The sequence below is a fragment of the Ectothiorhodospira marina genome (assembly GCF_900109495.1).
Classification (GTDB): domain Bacteria; phylum Pseudomonadota; class Gammaproteobacteria; order Ectothiorhodospirales; family Ectothiorhodospiraceae; genus Ectothiorhodospira; species Ectothiorhodospira marina.
This window is the reverse complement of sequence record NZ_FOAA01000022.1, coordinates 22,782-33,915: the sequence shown is the minus strand read 5'-3', so window position 1 is coordinate 33,915 and position 11,134 is coordinate 22,782. Positions and strand designations below refer to the sequence as shown.

Below are 11,134 nucleotides of genomic sequence, written 5' to 3'. Positions count from 1 at the left end.
CCCCCCTCCTGGGTGAGTTGGTGCAGCCAGGGGGTCTTATCCACATAGTAGTACCCACCTGTGCGAATCTTGGCAAAGCCTTGGACGCCAACGGGGAGCTTGCGGCGGGGCAATGGGGTGGTCATCGAGGGAGTTCCTGGGGACAACAAGGGCCGTGTCACTTGGCATTCAGTCTATCGCTTTGCCGGTGGTAAGCGAACAGGGTGTACGTGCGGCCTTCGCGGCCGAGGGCCGCTCCCACGGAGGGGCGTTTACCCCTCCCGCCCCAAATCATGCTTCTTCAGCAAGTCGTACAACGTCGGCCGGCTCACCCCAAGCAACTCAGCTGCCCTTGAGATATTCCCATCCACCATCTGCAGGGTGCGGCGCACCGCCTGGCCTTCGGCTTCGTCGCGGACGCGGCGCAGGTTGAGCATCATGGGGTCTTCGCCTTCGGCGGAGAGTTCCAGGTCTTCGGCGTTCACCTGGTTGCCGTCGGCCATGATGACAGCACGCTTGATGCGGTTTTCCATCTCCCGCACGTTGCCCGGCCAGTCGTGGTGTTCGATGGCGTTGATGGCATCGGGGGTGAAGCCCTTGATGGGGCGGCCCTGCTGGCTGGCGAGGCGGCGCAGGAAGGCGCGGGCCAGGAGGTGGGCGTCACCGGTGCGTTGCTTGAGGGCCGGGATATTGATGGTGATCTCGCTGATGCGATAGTACAGGTCCTCGCGGAAGCGGTCTTCCTGGATGAGGGTGGGCAGTTCCTGATGTGTGGCGCAGACCACGCGCACATCCACGGGGATGCCTTCCCGGCCGCCGATGCGGTCGATCACCCGTTCCTGCAAGAAGCGCAGCAGTTTGGCCTGCAGGGCCATGGGCAGGTCACCCACCTCGTCCAGGAACAGGGTGCCGCCGTCGGCGTATTCGATCTTGCCCTTGGTCTGTTTGTTGGCGCCGGTGAAGGCGCCTTTTTCATAGCCGAAGAGTTCGCTCTCCAGCAGATTTTCAGGGATGGCGGCGCAGTTGATGGCTACAAAGGCCTCTTTGCGGCGGGGGCTCAGGTCGTGGAGGGCGCGGGCGATCACTTCCTTGCCGGTGCCGCTGTCCCCCAGCAGCAGGGTGGTGGCGTCGGTGGGCGCCACTTTTTCCACGGTGCGACAGATCTTGAGCATCTCCGGGCTGCTGGCCAGCAGGCCTGGCAGAGGTTCGTTGGCCTCCTTGGCGGAGAGGCGACGGTTTTCGGCTTCCAGTTCGTACAGACGATGGGCACGCTGGACGATGAGGTTGAGGATGTCGGCGTCCACGGGCTTTTGATAGAAATCGTAGGCGCCCAGGGCCACGGCCTTGACGGCGTTGTCGCGGTCGTTGTTGCCGGTGACGACGATCACCTTGGTCGTGGGTGCCAGGGCCAGGATCTGTTCCAGGGTGGCCAGGCCTTCAGTGGCGCCGCCCGGGTCGGGGGGCAGGCCCAGGTCGAGGGTGACCACCTGGGGTTCGCCGCGGCGCAGCTGGGTGATGGCTTCGTCACGGTCCTTGGCGGTGAGGACTTCAAAGTCGCTGAAGCACCAGCGCAGCTGGCTGAGCAGGCCGGGGTCGTCCTCCACCAAGAGTAGGGTCGGTTTTTGTTGGGTGCTTCCGGTCAAGGTCTGGGTGCCTCACTGGCTGGTGTCTGGTTGCCTGACTCCCTTCTCCCCTTGGGGAGAAGGGTTGGGGATGAGGGGCGGCGGCGGGCATGGTACCAGCGACTGCCCTCACCCCACCCCCTCTCCCGCAAGCGGGAGAGGGGCCTTTTGTTGTTGGGCCAACGGAATGGTGATCCGGAATCGTGAGCCCTTGCCCGGTTCGCTCCACACCTCCAGATCGCCCCCCAGGGCGCGGATGAACTCGCGGCTTTCGAAGGCGCCGATGCCCATGCCAGTGAGGCCCTTGGTGGTGTCGAAGGGACGAAACAGACGTTCGCGGATGAATTCCGGGGTCATGCCGGTGCCGGTGTCGATCACATCCAGATAGGCCTGGCGGGTGTCCTGCCAGAGGGACAAACTCACCCGGCCGTTGTCAGGGGTGGCCTCCTGGGCGTTCTGGATGAGGTGGTTGAGCACGGAGCGTAACCTCTCGGGATCCGCCAGCACGGGGCATTCCCCACCATTGTGCTCCAGTTCCGGTCGGGGTGCACGCCCCTGGGCATCGTTGACTGCGTGGGTGGCCAGGTCAGCCAGATTGACAGGTTTGGCCTCGCGACCCGGGTCGCCGCTGCGCAGTTGCAGCATGAGCTTGTTCATGCGGGCCACGGCGTTTTCCACGGTGCCGATGGCGTCCTTGAGGAATTCGGGGTTATCGCCGTGCTTTTGGGCATTGCTCACCACCAGGGAGAGCTGGGCAATGATGTTCTTCAGGTCATGTACCACATAGGCGGAAAGGCGGTTGAAGGCCTCGAACTGGCGCGCCTCAGACAGGGCCTGCAGGGCCTCCATCTGGGCCAGGTGGCTGGCGGCCTGCAGGCCGGCGGTCTTGAGCAGATCCCGGTCTTCCCAGTTGATGATGCGCAGGGCTCGGGAGGGGGCCAGGAGCACGAAGCCCAGCAGTTCATCGTCCTGTTTGAGCGGTACCAGCAGCCAGGCGCGTTCACTGTCAGCCAGCCAGGCAGGCAAGGTCAGGCCAGGGTAGCGATCCGGGTGTTTCCGGGCCTCCATGATATCCAGCACCCAGCCGGTTTCCAGGAGATAGCTGGCCAGGCGGCCATCCCGGGGTTCGGTGGTAGGCGGCGGGTCCGCCATGCTCCACTGGGCGGTTTGGCTGAACTGGCGTCCGCCATTTCGCATCCACAACTGGCCGCCGGGGCTGTCGACGATATCCGCCAGGGCGCGCACCACGCGCACGGGCAGACCCTCCTGTCGGGTGCTGTCGGCCAGGGTGCGAATGAAGCGCAGCCACTCTTCCCGGTAATCGTATTTGTAGTTGAAGAAGTGCTTGCTCACGAACACCCGGAACTGGGCCCGAAAACGCCCCGAGATCACAAACACCGACAAGACCAGCAGCCCCGCGAACAGGAATACGGTCTGAAAGACAGTGCCCCACTCGCCGCCGAACACCCGCAGGTAATAACCCGCGGCAGCCATGAGCAACAGGTAGATGCCGGCCCCCAGCAGGGTGGCGGTATGGAAGACCATGCCCCGCGAGACATACACGTCCAGCGACCACTGGGGGTTGCGAGCAGCGGAAACGGCGATCAGCGGCACCACCAGGGCATTCACAAAGCCCCGGGCCTCCCATAGCCCCGCATACACCTGGCGGAACAGCAGGGCCTCGGCATACATGTAGAAGTCAAAACCATAGACCCCGCCCAGACCCAGGCACAGGTACTTGATGGCCCAGCGGCCTTCAGTGGAGGTGTTACGGAAGATCTGCTCCACCAGCAGCAAGACGATCAGCACCAGCAGCAGTTTGCCACCCAGGATGATGTCGCTACGCACCCAGGCCTCGGGCAGCAGCGGTTGCACGCCCAGATAAGCGGACAGGCTGAGCACCAAGGTCAAGGCGCCTGCACCGAGAGCAACCAGGGGTGTGCCCAGGCCGCCGGAGACAGCCTCGCTGCCCGGCAGATGGGCGGTGTCGTGTTCCGGCTCGGTTGAGGGGCCGGCGCGGCGCGGGGTTTGTATGGGCTTGGCCAAATCTTCGCCAGGGCGAGCCAGTTGCAGGTCACGGGCCTGCCAGAGCAACCCCCAGAGGAAGGCGATCCAGCCGGCATCCCGGGCCAGTTCGGCCAACAGGACCATCTGGGTGCCCACGATCTGCCCCTGGGTGGTATTCAGAGCCAGGGTGGCGCCCCAGAGGATGCTCAGGGCTACGGCAATGATCAGCAAAGAGCCTTGCAGGCGCCGTTGCCAGCCAATGGCCAGCACCGCCAGCAGAATGAAGAAGGCGGCGGCGGCGATGCTGTAGCTGACGAGGCCTAAGGGAAAGGTGAAATCCATGGGGGGGTCTGGTTGTGTTGGGGAGGGTATGGGGGCATATCCCCTCATCCCCGGCCCTTCTCCCCGGAGGGGAGAAAGGAGGTTAGCGAGCCCCTCTACCGGGACCCACGCCCCCACAGCACCACCTCAACCGTCTGCACAATGGTGAGAATGTCCAGGGGCATGCTCTGATTCTTCACGTAGTACAGGTCGTACTTGAGCTTCTCGAAAGCATCTTTCTCGGAGGCACCGTAGGGATAATGGATCTGTGCCCAACCGGTGAGGCCCGGCTTCACCCAGTGGCGGTGGTGGTAGTAGGGCAGCTTGGCGCCCAGGGTTTCCACAAACTCCGGGCGCTCGGGGCGTGGCCCGACGAAGCTCATGTCCCCACGAATCACGTTGAACAACTGCGGCAGTTCGTCCAGGCGAGTCTTGCGCATGAAGTGGCCGAAGCGGGTCACGCGCGGGTCCTTCTGCTGGGCCCACACGGCCTTACCGTCCTTTTCCGCGTCCATGATCATGCTGCGGAACTTGAACAGGGTGAAGGGCTGTCCGTGCTGACCGGTGCGCACTTGCTTGAAGATGACCGAGCCCTGCCCCTTGCTCTCGATGAAGATGGCAATGGCGCAGACCAGCATGAAGGGCCAGGTGATCGCCAGCAGGCCCAGGCTACTCACCAGGTCCAGTACGCGCTTGGCATAGTCGCGGTAGATGCACTGACGGAAACCGCGCCCGAAGATCATGCTGGAGGGACGCAGGATATCCAGTTTGAGCAACCCGGCCTCGCGTTCGAAAAAGTCCGCCACGTCCAGCACGTTCACGCCGTGCATCTTGCAATGCATGAGTTCATCCGTGGGGAAACCGCCTCGGGGGTCGTCGTAAGCAATGACCACGTCATCAACATGATGGCGGCGGGTAAATTCGGTGAGGGATTCATCCATGTCCACCAGGCTCTCGGTTCCCACCTTGGACGAGTCGCCCTGCCCCGGGACAAAACCCACCACGGTGAAGGCCATCTGATCCGACTTGCGGCGCAACCGCTGGAACAGGCTGGCTGTGTCGCCCGCTCCCAGCACCAGCACCCGACGTTTGAAGGCCTCGTGGGACAGCACCTTGAGCATGCCGAATCGAGTGACCAGGATACCCGGTACTGCCAGGCCCAGGGCCACCGCCAGGGTGGTGGGGGCGAGCATGAGGTGGGGGAAGACATAGAACAGCATGGACATCATGACAATGGCCAGGACACCGGATGCCAGGATGCGCAGGACGGTGGCAGTGGCGCCGCCGCGAAACCCTCTGCGGTAGAGCCCCATGCTCACCATACCCACCATGCTGATGCCCACGAACAGCAGCATCTGCAGGGTACTTGCCTGCCCCGCGAAGGCCAGTTCGGTGGGGAGACTCAACTGGGTGGCGCCCAGAAAGGCCAGCGCCAAGACCAGCACCTCGAGCGTGGCCAGGAGAAGAAACGGGGTAGAGACGTCCCTTCCAAGAATGTGAAAATGGCTGTGGCGAACCCGGACGGGGCGCCTCTTGGCCTCACTTGGCCTAACCAGTCTGGGTGGTGGCGGCGGCGTACGCTTACCGGGCGCGCGCTGCTTCTCCTGAACGACGTCAGCGGTTTCCACCACGGACAACAACCGGTTTTCTGCTGGATTTCCCATAGACCCAAACCTCTCTTGCTTGGGTTAATGACTGGCGCATGTGAACCTCAGCTGAGGTCCCGCGGGTCAGTCGCAAGATCGACGTTCCTGCTGCGAACGCCCCTCTATTCTTGATCCTTTTCACGAAGGTTATGTGACGTCGGTCACACTTTGCAAGCCCTACTCAAAGTGTAGTCGCATTTTTTTACAAATCCACCCTTGCACGTGAGGATAGGTCACCAAAGGAGGTTGCCGAGGCGACAAGCGGCATTAACACCCCCTTACACCCTCGGCTGAGGCGCCATCTTTCAATCACCCAGGAGCAGAACGACAAGGGGCGACCACCGAAGTGTCGCCCCTTGAAGAGTGGATCGTGTTGGTGCCGGAGATAGGAGTCGAACCTACGACCTTGGCATTACAAGTGCCCTGCTCTACCAGCTGAGCTACTCCGGCGTGTGTTGTGAGAGGCGTTATCTTAGACCAGCACTTCGGGGTCCGCAATCAACAAGGCTATGGGCAGACCCGCGCCTGCCAGTGCAGGCCGGGCCCGACTGCCGGACGCGCGTCGACATCCAGGGCACGATGGATCTCCAGGTCCACCCAATAGACGGTCTGTTCCCGATATCGAGTCATCACCCGCGGCTCCAGGCCCAGGCCCAGGCCCTGGATCTGCACCTGACGACGCCGGGCACGCTCCTTGGACGAGAACAGCCCCAGGGACAGGCCCTGTTCATGCTCCCCCTCGGTGATCACGTAATGATCATCCACGCCCTCATCATTCAACCGCTGCCGGGCAGCCGCCGCGCCCTGAGAGCCATCATGCGGGGGCAGAATCACCCAATAGGACGCCGGTCGCGCGGCCTGCGCCGGACGAATCATCCCTCTCGCCCCGGCGGCTTCCCAGTCCAGCAGGGCCCGGCGGGCTACCAGGTCATCATCGAAAGGCCCCAGGCTGAAACACCCCCAGGTGCTGGCCTGCACCTGACTGCCCGGTGCCGGAGGCTGCTGCTCTCCCAGGCGCTGCAGCAGGGGGACATCCGGCCGGTCGACGGAGACGGGCGATATTGCCGCTGATGGCGAGGATGGCGCATCGCTCCACAGAACGAATCCGAGATATCCCAGGTTGAACAGCACCAACAGGACAAAGAGGACGCGCATCAGCCCCCCTCCCCCATCTGCGCCAGACCGGTGAAGACAAGATCCGGCAGCCACAGGATATCCCCCGTCAGATGCGGGACCAGTTGCGACGCGTCACCGCCAGTGATGAGCCGGGGTATCGGGCCAGCGCTGTCTGGCAGCAGTTGCGCGGACAAATGGTCGATGGCCGCGACAAGCCCTATCAGGGTGCCGGTGGCTACGGCATCGGCGGTACACACCGCCGGGATACAGTCCGCCCGGCCCTCCGGTAACCCGGACACCCCGGGAGCCGCACCGAGGCTACGACGCATCAGACCCAGGCCGGGAAGGATCAGCCCGCCTCGGTGATGTCCACACTGATCAAGCCGATCCAGGGTCACCGCCGTGCCACAATCGATGATCACGGCGGACTCATGACCCAGGGCCCTGGCCCCGGCCATGGCCGCGTAGCGATCCAGACCCAGCCGGGCGGGGTCGTGGTAGTCACTGGTAATACCATGCAGTGCCGGATCGGCACTGAGGAAGCGAGGCGCGGGCCAGCCCAGATCCCGAGCCCAGACTGCCAGGGCCTCACGAAAGGCTCTGCCGAGGACCTCCACACACAGGATCCGCGCCGGCGGGCCTCCGGCGTTCAGTGCTGTCAGTGATGACAAGAACCCGGACCAATGGGTCCGGGCAGCGCCCTCATGAGCCAGGGCGCCCTGCTCGCGCACGGCCCCCTGCGCCCACCAGGCCCATTTGAGGCGAGAGTTGCCCGCATCCAGAAGCAGTTTCATGCCCCCACCCGCAGACTCACCTCACCGGCCTCCACCCAGTGTTTCCCGCCGGCGGTTTCCACACACAGACGTCCTGCGGCGTCCACACCCTGTGCGATGCCTTCAATGGCCGGATCCCCGGCGAGGGTCACTGCCCGACCCCGGCAGACATCCCGGTCCTGCCACAGAGCCTGCCAGGCCTCGAAGCCTGGTTCCGGGTAGGTCTCCAGCATCCGGATCAGAGCCTGCAACAGGCGCCCCGCAAGCCAACTGCGATCCGGCAGGGGGTCAAGGCCCGCGCGGTGCAGGTCTGCATAGGGCTGGTCGATGGGCAGGTCCCCGGGCAGACGCAGGTTCAGCCCCACACCCAGGATCAAGGCCCCGCCCTCCCCCCGGTTGAGGCGGCCCTCCACCAGGATACCCCCCAGTTTGAGGCCGCCCATCTGGATGTCATTGGGCCATTTAAGGCCGAGCCCCTGTGCCCCGAGGGATTCCAGGCATTGCACCAGGGCGGCGCCAGTGGCCAGGGTGACGGTAGAGTCCGGACCTGGCCAGGAGGCGGTATCCCAAAGCAGTGACAGGGCCAGACCAGCACACGGCGGCATCAGCCACTGGCGACCACGACGCCCCCGGCCAGCGGTCTGCACATCCGCGCAGCAGGCCAGCGGGCCTCGAGCACCTTGTTGACGAGCCCGGTCCAACCAGGCGCTGGTGGAATCCACCTGTTCCAGCACCTGGATGAGTGGGGCGGATTCAGGATCGTCAAAACCGGCCTGAATTCCTCGCTCATCCAGCACATCCAGGCGGGCATCCAGATGGATGAGACCGTCGGCATCCTCATGGAGGATCAGCCCCAGATCGCGCAGGGTGTTGAGCCCCTGGCGCACGGTCGCCTCGGGCACACCCAAGGCCTGGGCCAGCGCCCGAGGGCTCGTTTGCGGGCCGCGGGCCAGCACGGTGAGCAAACCGTCCGGGAAAATCGGGCGATGGTCGGGGAGCGAGGCCTGGCGCATGCGTTGCGTGTATCTTGGGTGTGTCCCTATGATCCGTGCAGGGGGATGTAAACACAATGCAGACGCACCGTTTCTCGACCTGGACACTTCCCGCCGGCCTCGCCCTGGCGATGCTGCTGGCCTGCGGGCCCGGTGTGTCGAGGGCGGACATCTATATGCACGAGGGTCGCGATGGCGTCCCGATGTTCACCGATCAACGGGACATGGGGCCGGACTACACCTTTGTGCGCCGTTACGGACGACCCACCGCCCGGCATGCCTGCCAGGGCTTGACCCGCGCCATGCTGGATCAGCGGGCCGCGGATCAGATGGGCTGGGTGATGCACTACGCCCGACATCACCGGGTGGATCAGGAGTTGATTCGGGCCATCATTACCGTGGAGTCCTGTTTCGATCGATTCGCGGTCTCCCGGGTGGGCGCCGAGGGGCTGATGCAACTCATGCCGGGCACGGCCCGGGAAGTGGGGGTGGATAATACCTTCGACCCCCAACAGAATATCCGCGGCGGAGTGACCTATTTCACTCGAATGCTGGACCGCTTCGAGGGTGATCTCACCCTGGCCCTGGCCGCCTACAATGCCGGCCCCGGCGCCGTGGAGCGATACGGCGGCGTGCCCCCCTTCCGGGAAACCCAGGGCTACATCGAGCGGGTGTTCAATGAGTACCGACTGCTGGGGGGGCAGCCGTAGAACTTTACGCCTCCAGCCAGATCAGGCTGGCCATCCGGCCCGTTTCGCCGTCCCGGCGGTAGGAGTAGAAGCGCTCTGGGTCGCTGTGGGTGCAGGCTTCGATGCTGGCGATCTGGGTGACGCCGCAGTCATGCAGGCGGCGGCGGGCCAGGCGGTGCAGATCGGCCAGCCAGCGGCCCTGAGGGGAAGGGACAAAGGCAGCGTCTGCGCCCGGGTCGTCATCGATGAAGGCCTGGCGCACTTCGGAACCGACTTCGAAGGCTTGCGGCCCGATGCAAGGGCCCAGCCAGGCGATGACATCCATCGGCGGGCAGTCAAAGGCTTCCACCGTGGCTTCCAGCACACTGGCCACCAGGCCGCGCCAGCCGGCGTGGGCAGCGGCCACCTGCCCCGCTGCGCGGTCACAGAACAGCACCGGCAAACAATCGGCCGTGAGTACGGCGCACACCACGCCGGGAGTGCGGGTGATGGTGGCATCGGCCTTGGGTGGCTTATCGGGATCCACTTCACGGGCCTCCACCACCTGAATGCCATGCACCTGATGAAGCCAGGCCGGCTCATTGGGCAGGTTCAGGGCCTGGCGGAGTCGATGGCGATTCTCCATCACTGCGGCCGGGTCATCCCCGTTGCCCAACCCTAGATTCAGGCTATCGTGGGGCGGGCGGCTCACCCCGCCCACCCGGGTGGTCACCGCGGCTTTCACCCCCTGAGGGACTGGCCACCGAGGCATGATGGGCTGAGGCGTCATCACAAGAAATCCTCCCCATGGCCTTCCTCACCGGGCGGGCGGGCCACCTCCACCCGATTGCGGCCATCACCCTTGGCACGGTACAGGGCGGCGTCCGCCCTGTGGAGGGTGTCATCCGAGGAGCCATCCTCCGGGTGCAGTTCAGCCACACCAATGCTCACGGTGACCGCCATGATCGCCCCCTGATGCACCGCCGGGGTGCTCTTGATGCGTCGGCGCAAGCGCTCGGCCAGTACCCGCGCATCCTGCAGGTGGGTGCCCGGCAGCAGCGCCGCGAACTCCTCGCCCCCCATGCGGGCCGCCAGATCCATTTGACGCAGGGCCGAACTGAACACCGAGGCAAAATGCCGCAATACGGCATCGCCGGTGGAATGCCCGTAGACATCATTGATGCCCTTGAAGTGATCCAGGTCCAGCATCAGCACGGCGCCGCCCTGCTCCGGCTTGCGTTTGACCCGGGCCAGTTCGTCCTCGATGCGGGAAAGAAAGTGCCGGCGATTGGGCAAGCCAGTGAGGAAGTCCGTAGTGGCCATGCGGCGCAACTCCTCCTCTATCTGCTTGCGGTCGGCGATATCCGACAGGGTGCCCACCACCCGACGTGGATGGTTACGCGCGTCCCGGGAGATCGCCCGCCCCCGGCTCATCACCCACACCCAGTGGCCTTCCCGGTGCCGCATACGGTATTCGGCCGCATGGTGGTCATGATCCCCCTGAAGATGCGCCTGCAACTCGGCACTGAATCGGCGCAGGTCGTCCGGATGGACCAGCTTGAGCCACTGATCAAAGCTGTGATCCAATTCCCGATCGGTGTAACCCAGAATGCCGGCAAACCGGTGACAGAACGCCACCTCGTTGGTGGCCACATCCCAGTCCCATACGCCATCTCCGGCACCATGCACTGCAAAACGCCAGCGCTGGGCCTCCAGGCCACGGGCATCGGGTTGCTCCTTGTGTGAGTCCCACATCCAGTGCAGACGGGTGAAGGTGCACAGGTAAAGACCGTTGCCCAGGCCCGCCATATGCAAGATGGCCTCGCAGGGCTGTCCCTGGGCGTTACGGCAACGCACCCGATGCTCCACTGCCTCGCCGTTGTGCGGGCATTGCCGAAGCCGCGTTTGCAACTCGCCAGGCTCCAGCGACAACAGGAAATGGCTCAGGTCGGGCCACTGGCCTGGATCATCTTCCAACCCGAGGCATTTCCTCAACTCCGGATTGGCATC

General features: G+C 64.4%; 10 protein-coding genes and 1 tRNA gene. 1 reads left to right on the top strand and 10 read right to left on the bottom strand.

Annotated features, from left to right (window positions below; translation table 11 throughout):
- The 8 genes from BMY52_RS15245 to BMY52_RS14290 all read right to left on the bottom strand — a co-directional run.
- Positions 1–125: AAA family ATPase (locus BMY52_RS15245; RefSeq protein WP_177169985.1), on the bottom strand; the 125-nt coding region annotated here is incomplete at its 3' end.
- Between the two features lie 126 nt (positions 126–251).
- Positions 252–1,622 carry a PEP-CTERM-box response regulator transcription factor gene (prsR, locus tag BMY52_RS14320; RefSeq protein ID WP_090255587.1) on the bottom strand — a complete coding sequence of 457 codons (1,371 nt, stop codon included), beginning with the start codon at positions 1,620–1,622 and terminating at the stop codon, positions 252–254.
- A 108-nt stretch (positions 1,623–1,730) separates the two neighbouring features.
- Positions 1,731–3,950, bottom strand: a complete 2,220-nt coding sequence (prsK, locus tag BMY52_RS14315) for an XrtA/PEP-CTERM system histidine kinase PrsK (protein WP_177169984.1) — start codon at positions 3,948–3,950, stop codon at positions 1,731–1,733.
- A gap of 95 nt (positions 3,951–4,045) precedes the next feature.
- Positions 4,046–5,485: a TIGR03013 family XrtA/PEP-CTERM system glycosyltransferase gene (locus BMY52_RS14310; protein ID WP_281244100.1), complete on the bottom strand. Its 1,440-nt coding sequence runs from the start codon at positions 5,483–5,485 to the stop codon at positions 4,046–4,048.
- 464 nt (positions 5,486–5,949) lie between these two features.
- A tRNA-Thr gene (locus BMY52_RS14305) sits at positions 5,950–6,025 on the bottom strand.
- A 57-nt stretch (positions 6,026–6,082) separates the two neighbouring features.
- Positions 6,083–6,730 (bottom strand): hypothetical protein, encoded by a 648-nt coding sequence (locus tag BMY52_RS14300; RefSeq protein WP_090255581.1) that lies wholly within the window; start codon positions 6,728–6,730, stop codon positions 6,083–6,085.
- Positions 6,730–7,485 carry a type III pantothenate kinase gene (locus BMY52_RS14295; RefSeq protein ID WP_090255579.1) on the bottom strand — a complete coding sequence of 252 codons (756 nt, stop codon included), beginning with the start codon at positions 7,483–7,485 and terminating at the stop codon, positions 6,730–6,732. The genes BMY52_RS14300 and BMY52_RS14295 overlap by 1 nt, the downstream gene beginning before the upstream one ends.
- Positions 7,482–8,477: a biotin--[acetyl-CoA-carboxylase] ligase gene (locus BMY52_RS14290; protein WP_090255577.1), complete on the bottom strand. Its 996-nt coding sequence runs from the start codon at positions 8,475–8,477 to the stop codon at positions 7,482–7,484. The genes BMY52_RS14295 and BMY52_RS14290 overlap by 4 nt, the downstream gene beginning before the upstream one ends.
- 56 nt (positions 8,478–8,533) lie before the next feature.
- Between BMY52_RS14290 and BMY52_RS14285 the strand changes: the two genes are divergently transcribed.
- Entirely contained in the window at positions 8,534–9,166 is a 633-nt protein-coding gene (locus BMY52_RS14285) for a lytic transglycosylase domain-containing protein (RefSeq protein WP_245740921.1), read from the top strand.
- Between the two features lie 4 nt (positions 9,167–9,170).
- Here BMY52_RS14285 and pgeF read toward each other — a convergent pair whose 3' ends face one another.
- Complete coding sequence (pgeF, locus tag BMY52_RS14280; RefSeq protein ID WP_090255575.1) at positions 9,171–9,914, bottom strand: peptidoglycan editing factor PgeF; 744 nt, start codon at positions 9,912–9,914, stop codon at positions 9,171–9,173.
- The gene (locus tag BMY52_RS14275) at positions 9,914–11,101 is read right to left on the bottom strand and encodes a GGDEF domain-containing protein (RefSeq protein WP_177169983.1); all 1,188 of its coding nucleotides are present in this window, start codon (positions 11,099–11,101) and stop codon (positions 9,914–9,916) included. Before BMY52_RS14275 ends, pgeF begins: the two co-directional genes overlap by 1 nt.
- Between the last annotated feature and the right edge of the window lie 33 nt (positions 11,102–11,134).